This window comes from Brucella sp. LJL56, from assembly GCF_054871705.1.
Genome location: NZ_JBTXLQ010000013.1, coordinates 1 through 24,352, shown reverse-complemented (window position 1 = coordinate 24,352; position 24,352 = coordinate 1). Strand labels below are relative to the sequence as shown.

Below are 24,352 nucleotides of genomic sequence, written 5' to 3'. Positions count from 1 at the left end.
GGGTCGTTCGCGCTTGAGGATGGATTTGCATCATCACAGGGCCTCATTAATCATGGTTTCGAAACGCCAGGCATTTTCAGCAATAGCCCATCCTACCTCATCCCAATGATGTTCCGCAACCAAACAGCTAATCCACCAGGTCAAAACCAAGCGGTGGCTTCCGTTCAGTTAGTCGACGCATCACCGTTTTGTCTGTCAGCAGGTCTTCAACCGCATAGCTATCAAAAACACGAAGCATGGCTTCAACGCCCTGAGCGAGCACACCCGTGAGGCCGCAAGCAGGTGAAAGTGCGCATCCCGGGCAATCTGCCAGTTGATGGAGCCCTTCTTCAGTATGTCGGATAACGGCGCCGACCGATATCATCTTCGCAGCACGCGCCAAGCGCAGGCCTCCGCTCCGGCCGCGAACTGTTTCAATGAAGCCACCGCTCACCAGACCATTGACGACTTTCATCAGATGATTGTGGGAAATAGAGTATGCGTTGGCAATTTCTCCAATCGAGCACAGACGGTCCTCGTGAATTGCCAGATGGATCAAGACGCGGAGCGAAAAGTCCGTATAAAGCGTCAAACGCATATGGTTAATCCGTCATTCTGTAATCTCTACTGTGGCGAGAAAATCCGGTACTATCCATCAGGAAAATGAATAACCGGAACTCTGGAAGAGCCAGTGCCAAAAGAGCTAGGCGGAACCAGGATTTCAATACATACCTCATAAAGCGACAAGATATTTGGATTAATTGCCAGTGAAGCAGTGATCTATCACAATCTGAACAGTGAAGGTGTTCCAGAATCCTTCTGCCGATCTCGTTCGGTGGTAACTTTAAATGGTTAAATGTCGCCCCTTATCCAATATGGATACGGCACAGATAATAAACGGAAAAAGTGAAATCAATGAATTCGCAAGATTTGCGAAGGGTTGATTTTCAAGGCTTCTTGTCCAGATTCAATTATAAGCGGCTGCAAACATAGGCGCTTTGAGGGAAAGCCATGTCAAAATTTTCCGTTGGAGATCATGTGAGCTGGAACTCAGAAGCCGGTCGCGTGAGTGGGCATATTATTAAGGTCCATGTGACGGATTTCAAATACAAAGGTCATCGTCATCGCGCGTCGGAAGATGATCCGCAATATGAGATCAGGAGTGATAAGACTGAACAACGCCGCTCACAAGGGAAACGCTTTGTCGAGGCTGGAAGAATGATCGCACAGTATACGACCATTGGATACTCGAACCGCAGACTTTGTGAATTTCTGGATAGGTTGAGCGATAGTGGTACCGAGATCCCTGTCGACGTGCGATCACTGCCGCGTTCCCGCACATATCCAGCGTATAATATTGATAGCCTTCCGGGAGGCTACAGATAATTGGCATCGACTATGTCCACTGCGCTGCGTTAGGTGAACCAAGGTCCAACCAAATCAATGCCGATAACCTTAAAAACGCGATTTGGCGGGTGCAAAGCCTTCACAACATGGCGGCGCCAGCGAACAGAGTGAGGGTGGATGATTATGGCATAGAGTGCGACTTGAATTGGATGCCGGAGTTTCGCTCTGCTGCCACGAGATATGTAATCAAGAATCTGTGACAACGCATTGTGTTCTGTCACTACTTACAGAGAATATTCGATATCTTACGTAGCCCCGCTTTCTGTGCATTCGATAGAAGAATTTTCAGCTTGAGCAACAGTATTGCGCGAAACCAGACTATAGACCACAGGGACTACAAACAGGGTTAGCAATGTTCCAAAGGACATACCACCGACGATGACCCAACCAATTGCCTGACGGCTTTGGGCACCCGCACCCGTGGCGATGGCAAGAGGTACGGCACCTAGTACCATCGCTCCGGTTGTCATCAGAATTGGGCGCAGGCGCATAACAGCTGCCTCTGTTACGGCTTCAGCAATGTCGTGGCCCTTGTCGCGCATATGATTGGCAAACTCGACAATAAGAATACCGTGTTTTGTGATGAGGCCAACCAGTGTCACTAACCCAATCTGGCTGTAAACATTCATGCTGGCACCCGCAAACCACAAGGCGAGTAAGGCTCCGGCAATCGAAAGTGGCACTGTCAATAGAATGATAAATGGACTTACAAAACTTTCGAACTGTGCTGCCAGAACCAGATATATAAAGAGAATCGCGAGACCAAACACAAACAGAATGCTCGAATTCGAACTTCTGAAATCACGAGATTCGCCTTCAAAGTCGTACTGAGCGTAAGAAGGGAAGCTTTCTTCTGCGGCTGTTTCCAGATAAGTCAGGGCTTCGCCCAAAGAATATCCGGGAGCAAGTCCCGCACTCACTGTGGCTGAACGCAGCCTGTTGAAGCGATAGAGATTTGCGGGCTCGACGCTTTCCTTAACCGTTACAAGGTTTGATAACGGGATAAGCTGTCCTGAAGAACCCCGCATGTTTACCAGATTAATGGAGTCGGGTGTGCTTCGATCACTTGCGTCGAGCTGCACCAGAACATCGGATTGTTCGCCATCACGATCGATACGTGTTACCTGACGGCTACCGAACATCGTTTCAAGCGTCTGACCAACTTCAGAAACCTGAAGACCAGCTTCGCGGATCTTTTCCCGGTTCATGTTGATTTCCATACGTGGCTTGTTCAGGTCGAGATTGGATTCAATATTGGTAAGGCCCGGATTATCGCGGATTTTGGCTACGAATTCTGTGACGAGTTGATTAAGGTCCTCGAAACTGGACGATGATTGCACGACAAATTGGACTGGATTATTGGCACCTGCACCGCCGCCGCGGGCGGTAGTCAGTGATGGCATATTAAAAGCAAAAGCACGTACGCCTGGAATAGCATTTATTTGAGGCCCGATAGACTGTATTATCTCTTGTTGGCTGCGTTCACGTTCATCCCAATCCTTGAGAAGTCCAAACGCGCCAAAATTTGTGACTTGCGGAAAACCATAAACAGAGAAATAAGTGCTGATTTCTGGAATATCCGACATGATGTTCTGAGTAGCCTTGCCGTAACGCTCAGTGAATTGAAGTGTCGAGCCTTCCGGAGCTGTGCCAGCGATTCGAACGACACCGCGGTCCTCAATAGGCGCTAGTTCGCTTGGCAGATTGACATACAGAAAGCCTGCCAGAGCGGCCGTCGAGGCTGCGCCCAAAACTACAATCCACCTGTGACGCATGGCGAAAGCAAGTATGCGACGATAGCTTTCGTTGAGACGATTAAGAAAACCTTCGAGTGTGCGTGAAAGGCGGCTTTCTTTTTCATTGTGACGCAATAGCTTGGCGCACATCATAGGGGTTAGTGTCAGTGCTACGAAGCCGGAAACAATTACCGCACCAGCAAGAGTCAGGGCAAACTCGATGAAGAGCTGCCCGGTTCTGCCTTCTGTGAAGGCGATTGGGATGTAAACGGCGGCAAGTGTCAAAGTCATCGCGATAACGGCGAATGCGATCTCGCCGGTGCCGGCGATGGCGGCATGAAGCGGTGTCTCACCTTTTTCAATGCGACGATGCACGTTTTCCAGAACTACAATAGCATCATCGACAACGAGCCCAATAGCCAGAACCAGAGCAAGCAGGGTCAGTGTATTGATGCTGAAACCGAAGGCAAACATGATTGCGAGTGTTGTGATCAACGATACAGGGATCGTGACAATCGGGATGAGGCTGGCGCGAATGGAGCGGAGGAAAAAGAAAATCACCAGAATGACGAGCACGATCGCTTCGGCGATCGTGTGAAACACGGCTGCAATGGAGCGATCAATAAAGATCGAGCTGTCATAGGTGATTTCCGCCTCCATGCCTTGAGGCAAACTTTCCTGAACGCTGGGCAGAACAGCGCGTACGTTGTTTGTCACGTCTAGCGGATTGGCGGTCGTCTGTTTCACAATTCCGATGGAAACGGCGGTTTGTCCTTGCTTCGCAGTTGCTTGCCTTTCGTCTGCCGCGCCTAGTTCCGTCCTTCCAATATCGCGCAACCGAACGGGATAACTATTGACCACATTGATAATAATGTCGGCGAACTCTTCGGGTGTGCTAAGTGCCGTATTGGCAAGCAACGTGAACTCCCGGTCGTGGCTTTCAATACGGCCAGCAGGAACTTCTACGTTCTGGCTTGAAAGGGCGGTTTCGACATCCTGAACAGTAAGACCGTAGCCAGCAAGTTTGCGGGCATCGATCCAGACGCGCATTGCATATTCGCGTGCGCCCAGAATTCGGGCCTCCGATACGCCAGGCAGGTTCTGAATGCGATCTACAACCGTCCGGTTGAGTGTATCGGTAATCTCAAGACTTGATTGCGCATCACTTGTGAATGCTACATACATTATTGGTTGTGCATCAGCTTCAACTTTGGCGACAATAGGCTCATCTATTTCGTCGGGCAGGTTTCGTCTGGCGCGGGACACACGATCACGCACTTCCGCCGCGGCTACTTCTGGATCGGTACCAAGCGTGAAACGCACGGTAATGGCACTGGTTTCTGCGCGGCTTGTCGAGGTCACTACATCGATACCGGCAATGCCAGAGAGTTGGGTTTCCAAGACCTGTGTCACCTGACTTTCAACAATTTCCGCATTCGCACCCGGATAGGTTGTTGAAACCGAAACGGTCGGTTCTTCGACATCCGGGTATTCACGCGTGGTCAACCGCTCGTAGGACACGACCCCAAGTAACACCAGAACGAGGCTGAGAACCGTCGCAAGCACAGGTCGACGAACGCATACTTCCCATAACGACATTAAATTGAGCCTTCCGGTTTCTGTTCCTGCACCGTGCTGCCGGCCCGCAGTTTCTGTTGACCAGCGGTGACAACTCGAGCTTCCTTGTCGAGACCATCGACAATCTCAACCTTGCCATCCAGTCTCTGACCGAGTGTCACTGGGACAATTTCGATCGTGTCCTGGGTGTTGATACGATAAACATTCTGGCTCTCGCCGCTCGGTACGATAGCGCTCTCCGGTACCAGAATGGCATCACTTTTGGTGCCTGCCGTTACTTCAATGCGTGCGAAAAGTCCGGGGCGAAGCTTTAGATCAGGGTTGTCAACCATGGCTCTGATGCGGATCGAGCGCCCAGCCTCTTCGATTGATGGTTCTATGGCGTAGATTGCCCCCTTGAATGGATCGCCAGGTAGAGCGTCAGTGATAATGGAGACCTCCTGCCCAACAGAAAGATTGGTGAGTGCGACTTCGGGCAACGTAAATTCTGCAACTAGGGGATCAATTTGTTCAAGTTTTGCCAGATTACTGGTGCCAGCAGTCACATAGGCACCTACGCTTACGGAGCGTAGGCCAATAATTCCGCTGAATGGCGCTCTAATGGCGGCTTGCTCAAGTTGCGCCTGGGCTAAGGCGAGGACTGCCTCAGTACTGTGTAAGTTAGCTTGAGCTTCATCCAGTGTTTGTGTCGCGCTGATGCCACGTTTTGAAAGAGCTTCTGTTCGTTCAAATGTTGAACGGGCAAGTTCGTGTGCAGCGCTGGCAGACTGCACCGAGGCATTCAAAATTGAAGTATCGAGCTGAAAGAGAATTGTTCCGGCTTCAACTGGACGCCCTTCCTCGAACAGTATCTTTTCAACCCGGCCGCCGATCTCCGGGGCCAGTATGACGGACTCCTTGGCGCGTAACGTGCCGACCGCTGAAAGGAGCTTTTTTAAATCTCGTGTTTCTGCCGTTGCCGCCTCAACAATGATCGCACTTGCAGGAGCGGCGATACTTGTTTCTGGAGTATTTTCCGCCACTGTCTGATGCAGCAGTCCGTGCCATCCAAGAATTACAGCGCTTGCAGCAAGCCCAAGCGCGAGTGTCATTATTCCTCGTTTACCAAGTTTCATGCGCAAGTCTCTTTCTTAGGGCGGGCTGCCAGTGCCCGCCGCGAAGCCAGCCATTCTCCTAAAATATTTGACTTTACAGTAAAGTAAAATTAAAACTCTGTAATGTCGTCGAAAGTGCGGACGAAGGGGCGTAAATGGATCGAAAAATGAATGTAAGCACCACCTGCGTCCTTGACGCCACGCGAAAAATGCTATCCAGGTATGGTTCTGCGGTGAGCCTTGAACTGGTTGCAGCTGAAGCAGGCCTGACCCGTCAAACCCTTTATAATCGTTTCGGTAGCAAGCAGGTTCTGCTCAAGGCGACGTTTGAGGACATACGCGAGAAAATTCGCACCCGGCTCGAAAATGCGCCATGGGAAAGCGAACCAGAAATTCTCTTACCAGTGATCGCCGGCATTGTTGCAGATAACTTCCTCGACCTTGAAATGGCCAAGCTATTGCGCGCCATGATCCAGGCCGTGGAGGAGATGCCCGAAATCGGCGTCAACCTGAAGTCAGAACAGACTGGTCAGGTCCTTGACAGAATGGTGACATACATTGAACAGCGCACGCTGGCCGGTGAATTCCATGTCCAGGACCCGGAAGTACAGGCAATGTTGTTTCTGGGCAGTATCAATGGGTTCCTGCTGCCGCGTCTCCTTTTGGGGACGAGCGACCCGGATTACAATTTGAACCAAAGACTGATGAATGGAGCAGTCCGAAGCTTTCTCTTTCTCTGGCGCAGGTGAACAGCAGTCGAGCTAGATTCTATCTTATTGGTGAAGGCAGACCTTTTGGCGCTCGGGTGATCATCGGTGTATCGACCAAAACGGATGTGCGCGAACGGGGCTCTGTTTTGAGGTTGCTGCATTTACCCGGTTTGGTTCTGGCAGTGCTATGTTATCATCCGTCAGGTTCGAGACTGAAAAAACAAGAAACATCTCATTCAGGATTAATATTCCCTCCTCAATCACGAAAAGCCACCATTAAACCAATTCCATTTATGGGCGATTTAAATAGGCTTTATCGCAGCTGTTCGGTAAGGATGACAGGATCTGACAGTTCTGCCCTTCATCCACAGCGAGCTTTCGATGCGCGGAGGAGGCTATTTTAATCAATCTCAGCACCAATTATTGATGATGCCGGGCCGGAAGGCAATTGTCACAAAGTTTGGCGCAAATAAACAATATCGTCGATCAGGATCATCGTCGAAACAGGCAATAGATACGAACCAGGCCTGCCATCAAGATCGATGTCGTTTCCGGGTCAACTAATCCGGCTGCGAATCGGTTCATATGATGCGTAAACAATTGAGCATCAACGCTCAACCAAAGTGCAATCGCAATTCTTTGAACTTGCAACATAGTTGCTTCTGCGTCAACACGTGGCTTCTTCCTATACTTATCCTTGTGCCAAAATCCGTAATCACGCTCCTGTTCTGAACAGAGACTGATACGTAAATATAGCTGTCAGGGCAACATGTCTTCAGCTTTCGAAATCCCGTCAAGCTGGAATGAAAATACCAGGTCCCTTCCATCACGCGACTTGAGCGCCGTCGTCATTGTCTTTCCGCCGCGCAGCGCCCCCAACCATTGGGCATCCACCTTCGCACTGGCATAGCAGCCACCTTGGTCACAGTTTTTCCATGTGAGCGAACCCACCTGCTTCTCATCTATCAGAATTTTGACAGGATCGGTCAAACTGACCCCGTACGGCAAAGTGAACGCAGCGTTGGTTTCAGGCTTGCCGACCACGCGGGAGAACGATGCGGTCGCCACGCGCTGGCTTTGATTACCCTGTCGCATCACGATGCTTTGGGAAACTTCACATAAGAGCTGCTCCGGCTGTAGCTGGTTGGAGCATGAAATCAGCCAGAGTGGTGTCGCCGGAACGGCGTTTTGGTCGGCTTGTTGCGTATCACTCGCCGCAGCTGGCGGAACCTGCGCCAAGGCAGCCGTGGAACCGCAGCCCATCATTGCAGTCATAGCGATCATCGTTGCAGTCAATCGGTTCATGGTCTCTCTTCTCTCACGGATATTCTAGAAACGCAGGCCCAGATTCACGGTGGCCGTGTGACCAACCGTGTCGTCGCTCCATTGGCCTTGATAACCAAAGGTCAAACGTGTGGTGTTCTTGGCATCGTAAAATGTCAGACCAGTATCCACACGTCCGGTCAGATCGCCAGTCTGGCTATAATTGCGGAATGTGCCGTCCGCACTGCTCGCACCGGCGAAGGTTGCGTTGATGAAGACGTCATTCTTATTGGCAAAGCTGACCTCGCCGCGCAGATAAGCCTGCATCCACAATGTGCTGGTGATCTGTGTTTCGACGCCCACTTCAAGCGACGGCGTGACCGCCAACACCCATTGACCCGTGCTGTCCAGTTCCAACCCGTAGTTGGTGTTGTTTTCCGAAGCACTGCCCGAATAGAGATAGCTGGCATCGAAATCGAGCGCAGGTCGCAGATAGACAGCACCACCATCGGGTCGATAGTGATAGGCGGATCCTAGCCTGAAATTGGCCTGACTGATCCGTTGCTTCGCGGTCGCTGTTCCCCCGATTACGAGATCGCCACCGGGCAAAGCACCATAAATATCGATCAGACGTGTGCTGTCATATTGCGCTGTCGCGCCATTGAGAATGCCGTAAAGCTCCCACGGACCCTTATACTTTGACAGAGATACACCCAGTATTGCCCGTTGGCCGTCTGCCGAAAAGCGGTCGCCGCTCGTCAGACTGAAATCTTCAAAGCCCGTTCCGAAGCCCAGATAGAGATCTTCCTTGAGAGGCATACGAACACCGGCATATAGACCGGTGGTCTGCGTATCGAAACTTCTATACTGGAACGACGAGTCCCGATCCAACGTGCTGGCGCTGCCTGTAAGCCAGTAGCAACTGTGATCATCCCCCATACGGGCTGCGAAATTGTCGTAGCCGCAATCAGCCATCGTTTGTGCAAAGCGATAACCTGACTGCAAGGCGTCAACCTGCGTCGTGGCATAGTCCTCCGAACCAAGATTGTCGACCGCATTGAGCACTTCGGCACTGGTCTGCATGTTGGCAATCAGTGCGAACATCGGTCCCATACTGGTTGAACCCTGTCCCGACAGCACCCGCGCGATATGTTCTGCGGTTTTGGTCTGATTGCGGTTCATGCCGGGCATATGGAAATCGGCATGCGGGATGAGGTCGATTGTGCTGCCGTCACCAGTCGGTCCATTCAACCCAATTTCATAGCTCATCACGGCTGTACCGAGCACCGTCGTACCGGCATTGGCGGTTGTTCCGCCTGCATTGATGAACACCAGCGGACGTAAACGATCCAACTGATGGAGCACCGGATTCACTGTGCCGGCAATGGTGGCATTGCCGGTGACATTGATCAGATCACTCCCGCCGCCAGCGGCTGTATCCTGACGGAAATAGACATCTGCCGTGTAGGCCGCCGTGCTACCGAATGTCAAAGAACCATTGACTGCGGTCGTCTGGCTGACATTTTCGGTCACCTGCAGATCCGAAGCAGCCATACGGGCGCTCAAGGCCGTATTAGGCACGTAATAAGCGACGCCGCCCAGAGAAAGATTGCCGTCGATAGTCAATTGACCCGACGCGCCAAGATTAACTTCATCCTGGGCGTAGAAGGTTGCACCTTGCTGAACCGTTACGCTGTTGGTGCCGCCACCGAGATCGATGTTACCAACCGCGCGGCCATTCAGCGTCACTTGTTCGGAACCGCTTCCTCCACTCATGATACGATTATTGAGCGCCATCAGGAAACTGTCGGAAGAAAGAGACAGCGTATTGGCCCTCCCCCCATCGATCATGATGGCAGCTGTTTTGGAGGCGACGCTATCGGCGGAACGTCCGTCGCTGCCACCGACAATAACGCCGTTCAGTGCAATATCGATATTACCTGCGCCGTCCTTGCCTTGAGATTGTGCCAGTACGGCAATGCCGCGTTCACCAAGCGACAGAATATTTCCTGTCAGATCAAGCGCAACGCTTCCGCCGCGGCCTGCGCCGCCAGCGCTACCATGGAACAAGCCATCAACACTGCCGCCGCCGCCGCCAAGGCTTTGTGCCAATACACCGATCGAGTCCTTACCCATCACCATGACGTTGCCGTTATTGGTGAAATCGATTGCGCCGCCACTACCGCCATTATTATCCGACAGCACCAGATTGACCGCCGATGGCGCCAGATCCGTTCCAACCAGACCACCGCCGCCGCCAATACTTTGCAGAACGAAGCCGTGGGAGCGGTCACCTGTTGTAGTGATATCGCCGCTGTTCTGGAGGGTGATGGCTCCGCCATCGCCGGTTGAACCATCGCTTGCACCAAGGTTAATCGTGGCCTGATCGAGGCTGGTCAGATAGACTTCACCACCGCCGGCACCGATGGACTGGACGATCTGACCGCTGGCATTATCGCCCAGCGTGCTGACTGTGCCGCTCAGGTTTAGGGTGATATCGCCGCCATTGTTGCGGAAGGATGGATCAGCGCCGAGCGTAACCACTGCATTGCGCTGACCGGAGCTTCCGCTACCTGATGCACCTGCAATGATCATGCGCCCACCGCCGCCGCCGATAGATTGCGCGAGACCGCCGCTGGAAAGATTGCCGAGTGTCGTGACATCTCCAACACGGTTGGCAACCAGATCGCCGCCTGAAGCATCATCTGTGTTGATTGCGCCCAGCATCGCGCTCAGGGCGATATCGCCATTGCTGAGCGCGCCGAGCGTCGTCATCGACATACCGCCGCCGCCGCCGATGCTCTGGAGCAACATGCCCGCCGAACGATCAGACGTAGTGACGATATCACCGTGGTGCGTCTGGTTCACCGATGCTCCTGCATTTCCATCCACGTCATTGCCGCCCAGCGACAACGAGCTGCTCAAGGACGCGACTGATGCGCCGCCCGCGCCTTCTTCAGAAGCCGCCGCGAAATCGAGGAATGTATCCACATTGCCGCCGCCGCCATTGACCGACTGGCTGAATATGGCCTGACTGCCGGCACCGGTGACAATGATGTCGCCGGTACTGTTGATCGTAACTATGCCTGCGGTGCCTTGTGTTCCAAGGCGTGCGCCAAGCACTGTCGAGATGACGTAATCTGCCGCCATGACGGCCGGAGTGGAGATTGAAAGCGCAGCATTGCCGCCGCCGCCACCGACCGACTGCGCGAAAATGCCATAGCTGTTTTCGCCGCTGACACGGATCGTGCCACTGTGGTTGACCGTGACATTCCCACCGTCTGCGCCATCGCCTCCTGCGCCGCCAATAGCGATCTTGGAGTAGGATTGGCCTCTCGCCTGATTGACCAGATCATTCAGCGACAATGCAACCGCCATGCCGCCATTGCCGCCACCACCGCCAACGGATTGGGCCAGCACGCCATAAGACTGTGCACCCGATACGCTGATTTCGCCAGTGTTGGTAACTGTGACATCGCCAGCCGCATTACCGCTGCCACCAGCACCGCCGATATTCAGCGCCATGGTCGGATTGGCTTCCTTTCCCTTCTGCAGGGCCAGGCTACCGGTTATTGAGTAACCACCATTGCCGCCGCCGCCGCCAATGGACTGAGCCAGGATACCATGCGCCTTGTCGCCACGGGTAACGATGAGGCCGTCGTTGACGACATTGACCGCGCCGCCGGTACCGCCCGTGCCGCCAGCCCCGCCGATACCGAGCTGCAAACCCTGTTCCGTATTGGCCGTGCTGGCAGGTTTGGTGACCGTAACGGAAAGAACCTCACCGCCATTACCGCCGCCGCCGCCAATTGATTGGGCGAAGATACCGTGGCCTTCGTCGCCATCGGTTATAATTCTAGCGTCAAAGGCGTTGAAAACGTCCACAGTGCCACCGGCACCGCCAGTACCACCAGCCCCACCGATCAACAGCGCATTGCGTGTGCTATTATCGGCATCGCTACCAGCAATGATGTTGCGAACATGCTGAGCGTCACCCCCGCCGCCGCCAACAGCTTGGGCAAAGATACCCGCCGCCTGTTTGCCCTGCGTACCGATATCGCTTGTGTTCGTAACGCTGACATTGCCGGAAACAGCACCTGTGCCTCCTGTGCCGCCAATTGCAAGCGTCGACGTGCTGGCAATGGTCGAGCGAAGATTGACAATCGTATTCTCGACCAAGCCACCTTTGCCGCCGCCACCGCCAACAGATTGCGCCATGATACCATGAGCGCTATCGCCAAGGGTGGTAAGAACGCTGCCATTTGCGACGGTGACATCTCCCGAAGACATGCCATCGCCGCCAGAACCGCCGATATTAATCGAGGTTGTCGTGCCGATTTCGGTGCCTTTAACCAGGTTCTTGATAATACCAAGCGGAGATGTGCCCGCTTTTGCATAGCCACCTGTACCACCGGCACCACCAATGGACTGGGCCAGAATACCAATGGAACCGCTGCCCTCAGTTGCAATGCGAGCAGTGCTCGCCACATCGACATCGCCTGACGTGCCGCCACTTCCGCCCGTGCCGCCAATATTCAACGAATAAGACGTGGCCTTCCCGGCCGAGCCGGTTGCACCGCCGCCATTGCCGCCGCCGCCGCCAACGGACTGCGCGAAAATGCCGTGCGAGTCGTCGCCAAGCGTGTACAACAAGCCATCGGCTTCGACCGACACATTGCCTGAAGTGCCGCCTTGCCCGCCTTCCAGACCAACGCTGACCGAGAAACTGTTGCCGGCCTTGTCACCATCTTTCGGTGTCGTCAAGGAAACTGATGTTGCCGAAGAATTGCCACCACCGTTGCCGATCGACTGCGCAAACAGGGCATGCGATCGATCGCCTTGTGTACGTATCAGGCTATCGCTTCTGACCGTGACGTCGCCAGCGGAACCGCCAGTGCCGCCAACACGTCCGATGGTGATGCCGATATTGCCATCTTCGCCACCTGTAGAGAGCACGTTATAGCCAGCATTACCGCCGCCGCCACCAACCGACTGCGCGAAAATGCCGTGCGCGTCATCACCAAACGTATCAACGATGCCGGCATTATCGACCGTGACATTGCCGCCTGTGCCACCAGCGCCCGTACCGCCGCCGATAGCCATGCCGAAGCCCTTGTTCTTGGAAGCATCTCCTGTTTCAAAAACCAGCCCGGCATTGAACGCGGCATTACCGCCACCGCCGCCAAGCGATTGTGCAAAGACGCCGTAGCTTCCATCCTGAAGGGTAACAATATCGCCAAAATGGCTGATATCCACCTGACCGCCATTGCCTGCATTGCCCGCAGATCCACCGACCGCGATGATTGCGGAATTGACGGTTTTATTGCTGCCGCTGCCGCCCCCTCCAGTCGAGGTTTCGGCCTTATCAACTGTGTCCGTAATGCCGGTGACCGCCGACGAATCTACACCGTCATTGACGGTTTCCTTGCGGTCGCCAGCAGAACCGCTATCGCTGCCGGAGCCAGTAGTCTTGCTTATACCGAGAACTGCGTTGATCCCGGCATCACCACCGCCACCGCCAATACTGCTTGCTTCGATACCATGCGCACCAACGCCGTCGGTCAGGATCAGTCCCGCCGACTGAAGCGAAGTTCCTCTCGTGACAGTGACATTGCCCGCATTGCCGCCGCTGGTGCCTGTACCACCAATGCCGATACCGACCGGCGTGCTGTCCTTGGTCGCGACTGCTGTTACATTGATGCCGCCGGTGCCACCGCCGCCACCGACCGACTGGGCAAAGATACCGCGGGAATGATAGCCATTCGTTGTGATGTCGCCGTTTGAAACAACGTCGACATTACCAGCATCGGCGCCGACACCGCCATAGCCACCAAGACCTGCAACGATGCTGAGATCTGTTGCACCGCCGGAACTGTTGGAACTGCCCCAGTTCAACTGTCCGCTGACATTGAGCGCACCATTACCGCCGCCGCCACCAATAGATTGCGCCAGAATACCGTGCTTCCAGTTACCCTCGACCGCAATGGTGCCTTCGTGGTCAACGCTGACATCGCCCGATACGTTGCCTGCACCACCCGAACCACCAACACCGAATGTAATGGATGGGATCTTGCCGTCTTTGCTAAGCGCAATACCGCCTGAAACATTCAACCCACCATTGCCACCGCCACCGCCGATGGATTGCGCCAGAATACCAGCCGAACCTTCTGTGTCAGGTAATTTGTCATCGCTATTAAACAATCCAAGGTCGACGAACAAAGACTTGAGGCCGAATGAATCGACCAGTCCTGTTGTGGTGTCGACGACCGAGTTACCCAACACATCGCGCAGTTTTGTTTCAAAGCTCTGGTCGGTCGGTTTGCCGAAATCGCTCGGATCCGTCGTGACCTGAATGTCGGCGCGCGCGGTAACGCTGACATTGTCCGCGCGGCCCGCATTGCCGCCCATACCACCAACACCGACGATTAGCGATGTGTCCGAAACGATACCGCCGGATACATTCATGCCACCATTGCCGCCGCCGCCGCCAATGGACTGTGCGAGGATGCCCGAACGTCCCGTACCATGGGCAAGGATGGTGCTACCATCCCCGACATTGACATCGACCGTACCCGCATCGCCACCGACACCGCCAAAGCCACCAACGCCGATCAGCACGCCGTAGGACTTGCTGTTATCAGATTGGCCTTCGCCGGGCTTGCTGCTGATTGCGACGCCACCGCTGACATTCAGGCCGCCATCGCCACCGCCACCGCCGATGGATTGCGCCAGAATACCATCCGCGCCTTGCGTTTCATTGAGCGTGACACTGCCATCGCTATTAATGGTGCGCGGCAGAGCGGTCAGCGCGCCTGTATAGAAAAGGGTGACAGCTCTCGCATCGCCGCCACCGCCGCCAAAGCCGCCGACACCAGCGGAAACGGAAAAGATCGTGCTTGATCCGGATGGTTTGGTCAAAGCAAGAGAACCGGAAATATTGGTACCGCCGACACCGCCGCCGCCGCCAAGGCTTTGAGCCATCAGGCCGGTAGAACGGTCGCCGAATGTATTGACTGTTCCGATAACATCGAGATCAACGGACCCGGCATTGCCGCCCGCGCCGCCAAACCCGCCCAAACCAAGTGATACCGCCGCGCCCGATTGACCCGTGACGCTGACTGCGCCTGAAACATTCAGGCCGCCCGTACCGCCACCACCGCCAACCGACTGCGCCATCACGCCGATGCTCTGATCACCAATTGTGGTGATGTTGTCATGGTCAGCCGTTACACGGACTTTGCTCGTAACGTCGCCTGCATTGCCGCCGCCGCCGCCGAAACCGCCCAGGCCGAGCGATGCTGCGCCGCCACTTTGTTGCGTGAGGTTGACCGTACCGGAGACATTGATCCCCCCATTACCGCCGCCGCCGCCAAGGCTTTGCGTCACAATGGCCGAGCTTCTGTCGCCGATGGTGAGGACGCCGCCGGTCACATCCGATGCCGTCAGAGCCCCTGCATCGGCACCCGCACCGCCAAATCCACCCAGACCAAGTGCTACTGCCGCACTTGTCTGACGCGACAGAGAAACGGCGCCACTGACATTGAGACCGCCATTGCCACCGCCACCGCCGAGACTTTGGCTGAGAATGCCGATAGAGCCGTCGCCCAATGTTTGCACATAGCCGATCACCGTCTGGTCAACGGACCCTGCAACACCGCCATCGCCACCAAAGCCGCCGATACCCAATCCAAGAGATCCGGAAAATTGTGGCGCGACCGAAAGACCGCCAGAGATATTGACGCCGCCATTACCACCGCCGCCGCCAAGGCTTTGCGCGACGATACCCGACGAACGGTCGCCGAACGTGAAAACATTGCCTGAATAGCTGCCGGTGACATCGCCAGCATTGCCGCCAGAGCCGCCAAAACCGCCAATACCGACAGCTGCAACACCTGAACCGTTGCCCGCAATACTGACCGCACCGCTGATATTGATGCCGCCATTGCCACCACCGCCACCGACCGACTGAACCAGCACACCGGTCGAATCCACACCAAGCGTGACCACATCACCGGTAAAATCATTGGTCGCTGTATCTGCGTGACCACCGTCGCCGCCAAATCCGCCTATGCCAACGCCGACAGCACCGCTGTTTTGCACGGCCAGACTAACGGCACCGGAAACATTGATCCCGCCATTACCACCGCCGCCGCCAAGCGATTGAACCACTACACCAGCCGAACGATCCCCCTGGGTGACGACATTGCCGGTCATTTTTCCAGCAGCGGTCCCAGCATCGCCGCCGCCACCGCCCGAGCCGCCAATGCCGATACTGGCCGCGCCCGATCCATTGCCTGAAAGGCTGACGACACCGGCGATATTGATTGCGCCATTGCCACCACCGCCACCGGCGGACTGGACGACCACACCGCTCGCATCATCGCCCGACGTTTGGACATTGCCGTTGATCGTGCTGTCTGCTGCGGCCGCATTGCCGCCATCGCCACCACTGCCACCCAGTCCAACGGCAACACCGCCAGCGCCTGTACCGGCTGCTGTCACTGTTCCCGATACATTGAGGCCGCCGTTACCGCCGCCGCCGCCAAGCGACTGGACGACCACGCCGCCAGAACCATTACCTTCCGTAATGACATCGCCGGTGAGAACCGATGTGGCATTGCCCGAAGCGCCGCCTGCGCCACCTGAACCGCCGATGCCGACAGACGCACCGCCGGCCCCGGTTCCTGCGACTGCAACCGTCGCCGAAACATTCATGCCGCCATTACCGCCGCCGCCACCAAGTGACTGAACGAGCAGAGCCGTCGAGTTTTCGCCGATTGTGGTGAGATTGCCTGTGACCTTGCTACCAACCGTGCCGCCTGTGCCGCCCGCTCCCGCACTACCGCCGAGACCGACACCGACCGCACCTGATCCGGTTCCTGCACCGGTACCGGCTGCCGAGACATTGAAGCCGCCATTGCCACCGCCGCCGCCAATCGACTGTGCAACAACCGCCGATGATTGAGCACCATGGGTCAGCACATCATTTTCAACCGTCAGGTCGACCGTGCCACCATTACCGCCGCCAGCGCCGCTACCGCCCAGGCCGACCGAGATCGCACCTGATCCCGTACCTGCACCGGATACCGTTGGCGTGATATTGAAACCGCCATTACCGCCACCGCCGCCAACCGACTGCGCCAGGACGCCGGTTGACGCATCGCCGCGCGTTTCAATATTCACCGTCGTGTGGGCGGTTACCGTTGAACCATTACCCCCGCCAGAACTACTACCACCAAGTCCAACACCGACCGAACCTGCACCAACACCTGCAACGGACAGCCCGGCACTGACATTGAAGCCACCATTACCGCCGCCGCCGCCAATTGACTGTGCAACGAAGCCAGATGACGCAAAGCCCTCTGTCAGGATCTCTCCGTTCGATGTCGCGTTGACCGCGCCACCGTTGCCGCCACCCGCACCATCGCCGCCGAGACCAACGCTCACCGTTCCGCTACCGGCTCCAGCGCCGGCAATCGAACCGGAGACGTCGAAACCACCGTTACCGCCGCCGCCGCCGATGGACTGCGCGACAACGCCTGACGAACGGTCCCCTTGCGTCCAGACATAGCCGTTGCTGGTAAGCGTGACCGTGTCGCCCTTTGCGCCAGTACCACCGCCGCCGCCTAATCCGACGCTGACAGCGCCGCTGCCGACACCCGAGCCGCTCACAGCACCAGAAACATTGAACCCTCCATTGCCGCCACCGCCGCCGACAGATTGCGCCAGAATGGCGGTGGAGTCTTTACCTTCCGTCGTTACGTTTCCATCGACAGTTGCCGTGACGGTGGAACCGTCGCCGCCGCTACCGCCTGAACCGCCAAGTCCGACCGAAACCGAACCGCTTCCAGCACCCGCTCCCGATAAGGTTCCCGATACAGAGAAACCTCCATTACCACCACCGCCGCCAATCGATTGCATAACGACACCCGCGGCGCGTTCGCCTTGGGTTCCAACATCGTTATTGATATGGGCGGTCACCGCGCCGCCCTTGCCGCCAGCACCAGCTGAACCACCAAGTCCAACAGACACCGCGCCTGCACCGGCACCCGCGCCAGCACCACCGGCTGCAACAGAGAACCCGCCATTACCGCCGCCGCCGCCAATCGACTGGATCAAAATTGCGCCGGAGTCGTCTGCCTCCGTTGCAACAACGGCATCCACCTGAGCATTCACCGCGCCGCCGTTGCCGCCACCATCGGCCGAACCGCCAACGCCGACGCTGACAGTTCCGGCACCGGCGCCACCACCCGCAAGCCCCGCTGCAATTGAATAACCACCGTTACCGCCACCACCGCCGATTGACTGTGCAACAACCGCAGTCGAAAACTGACCGGTTGTGCGGATCAGGTCGCCACCGGCGATAAGGTCGACCGCGCCACCGGTACCGCCGCCTGCACCACTTCCACCAACGCCGACACTAATATTTGCCACAACGCCTGCGCTGCCCGCAACACCAGCTGCAATGCTACCGCCGCCATTACCGCCGCCGCCGCCAATAGATTGAGCAATCAGAGCAGACGAGCTGTTGCCGCGTGTTGTAATATCTGAATCCGTGTAAACACGGACCAATCCGCCACTGCCGCCAGCTCCTGCTGAGCCACCAATGCCTACGGACAGATTGCCGGAAAAGAGGAGAGACCCGCCGCCCGTTGCAGCCACCGCGAGACCACCGTTACCGCCGCCGCCGCCAACCGATTGAAAAATCATACCGGCGGAGCGCTCGCCCGTGGTCACAACACTACCGGAGAAGCCCGGCGCAACCAGATTGCCGCTTCCATCGACGGTGCCGACAAGGACTTCACCGCCATTACCGCCTGCGGCGCCCGATCCGCCGACGCTGACGGCCAAAGAACCTGAAACCGGACCTACAGAGGCAGCGGCTGAAATCGCGTAACCTCCATTACCACCGCCACCGCCGACGGATTGCAGTATTATGCCTGCCGCGTCCGCACCACCGGTCTGGATAGCGGCATCACCACTGCCGGCCAATATCGCGGTTCCGCCATCGCCGCCGACACCGCCCGTTCCACCCACGGAGACAGAAGCAGCACCGAAAGCACCGACTGCGACGCTGACAGCACCGCCGCCATTACCACCACCGCCGCCAATGGACTGCGCGAATACGCCGGTTGACCGGTCGCCGGTCGTTACAATCCGGGAAGGCTGGCTGGCTTCTGTGTCGGAAAGCGTCACATTGACCTGACCGCCAGCACCACCCTTACCGCCTGTGCCGCCGATAGCAACGCCAACAAAGGCCCCTATTGCACCAGACGAGCCGCCATTACCGCCGCCGCCGCCAATCGATTGAGCTAGGATACCCATTGCGTCCTGGCCACCTGTGACAATGACACCGTCATTGGTCACGCTAACAGTCGAACCGGCACCACCGCCATCGCCACTGCCGCCGACCGCGACCATACCGGCGGTCGACCCACCATCGCCGCCGCCGCCGCCAATCGACTGTGCAATAATTCCGCGCGCGCCATCGCCTTCGGTGATAATACGCCCATAATTGCTGACGGAAACTGCTGAACCGCTACCACCCTTCGAACCGTTGCCGCCGATGCTGACCAGACCGTAGGCATTCGTCCCCTGACCGCCGGAGCCCCCAATGGACTGCGCCATGATACCATCGGCCACGTCGCCTTTCGTGTAGATCGACCCGGTTCCCGTGTTCATAACGCTGACTGCGCCGCCGGAGCCTCCATTGGAGCCGACACCGCCAAGCGCCAGCGCAACCAGACCTGCCGCCGTACCTCCAGCGCCGCCGCCGCCGCCGATCGATTGCGCCATGATACCGCGTGAAGCCAAACCATGCGTTTCGATGGCGCCACCGTTCGAGATATTGACAGCGCCGCCATTGCCACCGTTGTCGGCACTGCCTATCAGCGAAACCAACAGGTTGCTGCTCGCCCCTGCAGATCCCCCGGTACCACCGATAGATTGTGCAAAAATGCCGTTTGAGAAATCTTTTTCTGTCAGTATGGTCGCGCCGGCGAAGGTTTTGACATCAACCTGCCCGCCATTCCCGCCATAACCACCGTCACCCGCAGTACCGACAAGCCCCCACTGATCGCCACCTTGACCGCCATTATTGCTGACGCTCAGAGCATAGATGCCGTGGGCATTCGTTCCGTTGGTGGATATCGCACCGTATAGGTTGACCGTAACCTGCCCGCCATTGGAGGAATGGCCGCCAGTGCCGCCGCCAGGTGCAGCATAACCACTGCCGCCGTCTCCGGCTTCGCCGCTGCGGCTATAGGCGAAAATACCATAATTGTTGTCGCCGCTTGTCTGAATCGTGCTCGATGCGGCCTGCGTCGCAAGAACGGTTCCGCCAGCACCGCCATCACCACCATCGCGACCGCTCCAGAAACTGGCATAAGAATTGCCGCCTTTACCGCCATTGCCGCCGACGCTGCCAATTTCCCAACCCACATTGGAGGTTGCGTTGACATTTGTGGTTAAGATTTTCTCGTTGGTTGGTCCGGTCGCACCATCGCCACCAGAGGACGGCGGAACGAACAGCGCCCCGGCCCGACCATTGCTGCCATTTTTGCCGTAATTGACCTGCTTTACCCCATTGGGCCCGTTCACATCGACCGGCGGAGTGAGCGTTCCGTCAGTCCCAGCACTGTTGAAATTTTCATTAAAAACTGCGGTCGTCTGACCAAGCGGAATCTCTATGTTATTGGCCGCTTCTGCACTCGAAATTACAGCCTTGTTGTCGGCAATAGAGACAACCGCGAAAGCGACAGGTTCCGGCGTGTCGTTGTTATAGAAAACCTCGCCAGGGGATTTTACCAGGAACGTATATCCGTCAGCGGTTTGAACAAATGCGGTAGTGCCAGCTGTCGTAGTTCCCGCTGGATCGACGATCAACGCAGTGACGGTAGTCGCATTCCCGGTTAGAGGATTTGTCACTTCTTGATTAATCAATGACGTTTTCGACGGTGCGGGCGGCGGGTCGGCTGCCAAAACAGAGGAGCTGCCAACCGCCAGGTAAATACCTGCCATAACCGCAAACTGCACCGGCAGACCCGCCGACGACCGATGCCCACGCGCACGCTTCCTGATTTTCATAACGGTCCCCACCCGGTCCCGCTACTGCCCCACAATCTCTGTACGCCGCGGTCACACGTACGAGATTAGTCATGATGTGTCACACGACACTTCATAAAAAAGACTGGAATTCCCCTCATCTTGACTGCCAATGCTTAAACCCTGCAAATTCGGCAGCGCAGCTGGAGAATATGTTCCAGTATTAGCTGAAAATCAATACGCCAGTTCTCCCAACGACAGAGATGTATACCTTTCGAAGCCAAAAACACGGCTACGAAAATCTGGTTGCATAAGCCAATTAAACATACAATCTACGCTAGCGGCAAAGGGCCAACAATACGGCAAATGTCGTATTTCGTGACAACGCACGCCGAGATGAATTCGAGGATTATGACTGCATGTTCCAAGGAGGGCATGGGTTATCGAATCTGGGGGGAGGTCAAACTCCCCGACTTGAAATGTGCATAACAGCTTTGTTGGTTATCACGCTTCAACAAGAGCCACACAATTAGGTATATACGAGTTTAGAGTACACGATTTGAACTCTTATGACGATCTTTGCCAAGCGCCCCTTACGTTAACGAAAGGCGACTTACCAAACGATAATTGTCGCCGAATCTTGCTCGTAGATTGCCAGTCAAGAACTTTGCAACCTATGCTGGACACGCGACAGAGACGTCTCATCGTGTCCTACCTAAGGAACGACAGCAAGCATAAACTCACCTAGATGCCCACTCGTCCTCCGAATTCCTTATCCAGTATGGATTGATAATCGGAGGTTTATCTTTCACCCATTGCTTCGGATGTTATCTGGGTGAGCGGGGAGAACAGATACTCGAGAATGCGTCGCTGCCCGGTCTTTATCTCGACGGTCACGCCCATTCCGGGAACAACCGGCATGGGACGACCGTCAACCATGAGCGTCGTGGCATCGAAACCGATCGTAACTGGAAAAACAAGATTCTGGACTCGCGGAACATTACCAGTCGGTACAGTTGATCGTGCGTTCTGTGCTACGGTCGATTCCATCTGCTGCGCATCCGGCTCGGGGATAGCGTCAGCGGAGACACGGACTACTCGACCATCCAGGATACCGAAGCGCGTGAACGGATAGGCTTCCACCTTGATGATGGCAGGCTGACCCGCTTCAACAAAACCGATATCCTTGTTTGGCAGAAAGGCTTCGATTTCCAGTTTTGCATCCGCTGGCACGATACGCATCAGTTCGGTATTTGGGGCAATGACCTGCCCTACAGTTGTGATGGACGATAGCTGGACCGTCCCATCAATTGGCGACGTGATCGTCATAAGCTCACGGCGTTTCTTCGCTTTCACGACTTCCTGTTCCAACCCATCGCTGTTCCGCTCGGCTTCCAGTTTCTTGCTCGCATTGTCGGCAGCTAGCGTCTCCAGAAGCTTGATTCCTTCTGCCGTCGCGACATCCAGTGCGGCTTCAGCTGCCTTCAATTGAGCCTTTTTATCGGCAAGCGCAGAATCTGCCTCCTGGTGTTCCTGCATCGCATCGATGACCTGAGCTCTCGAACCTGAACTGGACTTGACGAGCTTCGAGCGCATGATCACGCGCTCGTTCAGGGTTTCAACCAATGTAGCCTGTGCCTTGATGGCTTCGGTCAGTCCCACGATTTCAGCCTGCCGTTGAAGACGTTGTGCAGCAAGACTGTCGAGTGAAGCAATGATCCCGCGCAAGTCCGCGGCAAAAACTGCCTGTTCTCTCTGGCGAACATTCGCCGGGATATCATCGGGAAAAGCAAGAGATGGACCGCCGCTATCGCGGTCCCAGATGCCGTGCGCCTTCCACTCGTCAAGCACAGCCAGTAGTGTCGTCCGCCGCATGGTCTCAGCGCGTAGTGCATTGAACGTGCCAAGCTTTGCGATCTGATCTGCGGCTATCTCGGTATCGTCCAGCGCAACCAGAACATCTCCCGTCTTGACGAGGTCTCCGTTTCGGACTGGAACAGCTTTGGTTTTCCCGCTTTCAAGAGATTCAATAATCTTGACGCGGCCGGTTGGCTGGATCTTGCCTTGTGCGGTAGCGACGATGTCGAACTTACCAAACCAACCCCACATCAACGCCGTCACGGCAAGAGCGCAAATGAACCAGAGAAATGCCATGCGGACGGGAGAAGCGGGCGTCTCGAGGATTTCCAGGGCAGCTGGAAGAAACTCCATATCCTGTCGATTGCGAGCACTGGCGTTTGTTTGATTTTTAGATTTGTTCCTGTCCGGGCGCAGTTCGACATTCATGCCACGTTACTCCCGTTTTGAAGCTGCCAAAGATGCGCGTAAAGACCGCCATGGCGGGAAACCAGTTCCTCATGCGAGCCCTGCTCGATAATGACCCCGTCTTTCATGCCGATGATGCGATTGCAGTAGCGTACTGTCGCAAGCCTGTGCGCGATGATGATAACAGTGCGGCCTTTGACGATCTCGCGCATATTGTTGAGAATGATACGCTCGCTTTCATAATCGAGCGCACTTGTTGCTTCATCGAGTATGAGTATGGGTGGATTGGTTGCAAGAGCACGCGCCAGTGCCAGCCGCTGACGCTGGCCACCCGATAAATTGGCTCCTCGTTCCTCGATCATCGTGTCGTAGCCACGCGGCAGTCTGGTGATGAACTCGTCGGCACCTGACATACGCGCCATTTTGATGACAGCCTCACGCGACATTGCCGGATTGCTGAAGGCGATATTCTCGTGAACTGTTCGGTTGAACAGCATGTTTTCCTGAAGGACAACGCCGATATGGCTACGCAGCCACGCTGGATCAGTCTGGGCTATATCCTGCCCATCAAGAAAGACCTGCCCGCTGTCTGGCAGATAAAACCGCTGGATCAGTTTGGTGAGTGTAGATTTACCCGAACCCGACGGCCCGACAATACCAATGACCTCTCCTGGACGAACAGAGAGATTGATCTCCTTAAGAATGATCGGAGCATCCGGTCGATAGCGAAAGTTGACAGACTTGAATTCCAGCGCACCACGTGGTGCTGGCATATTGACGGTGGCTTTCGGTCGTGGTTCCTGCGGCGCGTTCAGAATGTCCGCGAGCCTTGAAACAGAAACCTGGACCTGCTGAAAGTCCTGCCAAAGTTGCGACAGCCGCAGGATTGGCTGCGATACCTGGCCTGCAATCATGTTGAAGGCAACGAGCGCACCAACAGTCAGTTCGCCATTAATAACCGCTTGTGCACCGAACAGGAGCAATGCGGCATTGGTAACCTTGCTGACATATTGGATCGCGTTCTGTCCTTTTGCGGCCAGCATGGTGGCGGCAAAAGATGAGCGAACATACGCCGCCAGTCTCTCTTCCCATTGTGCAGCGACGACAGGCTCGACCGCAGAGGCCTTGAGCGTCTGCATGCCGACAACGTGTTGATTTTCGCTAAGAACTGACCCGGTTTTTCCACCGAGATTTGACCCGCTCTTTAAGTATTGTTTGGGTCTGCGGTATTGGTCAAGGTTCCGGTTTTCTCCTTTGCTTTTTGAGGTTCATGCGC

Annotated in this window: 7 protein-coding genes and 2 pseudogenes; 2 read left to right on the top strand and 7 right to left on the bottom strand. The window is 55.8% G+C overall.

Features of this window, described 5'->3' with window-relative positions:
* Window positions 1-127: 127 nt before the first annotated feature.
* Window positions 128-577 carry an Rrf2 family transcriptional regulator gene (locus tag ACYSN1_RS21480; protein ID WP_461727527.1) on the bottom strand — a complete coding sequence of 150 codons (450 nt, stop codon included), beginning with the start codon at window positions 575-577 and terminating at the stop codon, window positions 128-130.
* 413 nt (window positions 578-990) lie between these two features.
* On the opposite strand from ACYSN1_RS21480, the pseudogene ACYSN1_RS21475 reads away from it, so the two are divergent.
* Window positions 991-1,201, top strand: a pseudogene (locus tag ACYSN1_RS21475) (hypervirulence associated TUDOR domain-containing protein).
* Between the two features lie 430 nt (window positions 1,202-1,631).
* On the opposite strand, the gene ACYSN1_RS21470 reads toward ACYSN1_RS21475, so the two are convergent.
* Together ACYSN1_RS21470 and ACYSN1_RS21465 are read right to left on the bottom strand one after the other, a co-directional pair.
* Complete coding sequence (locus tag ACYSN1_RS21470) at window positions 1,632-4,721, bottom strand: efflux RND transporter permease subunit (protein WP_461727526.1); 3,090 nt, start codon at window positions 4,719-4,721, stop codon at window positions 1,632-1,634.
* On the bottom strand, window positions 4,721-5,815 hold the full coding sequence (locus ACYSN1_RS21465; protein WP_461727525.1) for an efflux RND transporter periplasmic adaptor subunit: 1,095 nt from the start codon (window positions 5,813-5,815) through the stop codon (window positions 4,721-4,723). Before ACYSN1_RS21465 ends, ACYSN1_RS21470 begins: the two co-directional genes overlap by 1 nt.
* A gap of 146 nt (window positions 5,816-5,961) precedes the next feature.
* Between ACYSN1_RS21465 and ACYSN1_RS21460 the strand changes: the two genes are divergently transcribed.
* Window positions 5,962-6,543 carry a TetR/AcrR family transcriptional regulator gene (locus ACYSN1_RS21460; protein WP_461727524.1) on the top strand — a complete coding sequence of 194 codons (582 nt, stop codon included), beginning with the start codon at window positions 5,962-5,964 and terminating at the stop codon, window positions 6,541-6,543.
* 720 nt (window positions 6,544-7,263) lie between these two features.
* Here the strand turns inward: ACYSN1_RS21460 and ACYSN1_RS21455 are convergent.
* The 4 genes and pseudogenes from ACYSN1_RS21455 to ACYSN1_RS21440 form a co-directional block, all read right to left on the bottom strand.
* Window positions 7,264-7,809: an invasion associated locus B family protein gene (locus ACYSN1_RS21455; protein ID WP_461727523.1), complete on the bottom strand. Its 546-nt coding sequence runs from the start codon at window positions 7,807-7,809 to the stop codon at window positions 7,264-7,266.
* 24 nt (window positions 7,810-7,833) lie between these two features.
* On the bottom strand, window positions 7,834-20,853 hold the full coding sequence (locus ACYSN1_RS21450; RefSeq protein WP_461727522.1) for a hypothetical protein: 13,020 nt from the start codon (window positions 20,851-20,853) through the stop codon (window positions 7,834-7,836).
* A 759-nt stretch (window positions 20,854-21,612) separates the two neighbouring features.
* Window positions 21,613-23,022, bottom strand: coding sequence for an HlyD family type I secretion periplasmic adaptor subunit (locus ACYSN1_RS21445; RefSeq protein WP_461727521.1), 1,410 nt, complete (start codon window positions 23,020-23,022; stop codon window positions 21,613-21,615).
* Window positions 23,023-23,093: 71 nt separating this feature from the next.
* Window positions 23,094-24,224, bottom strand: a pseudogene (locus ACYSN1_RS21440) (ATP-binding cassette domain-containing protein); the annotation flags it as partial.
* Window positions 24,225-24,352 lie beyond the last annotated feature (128 nt).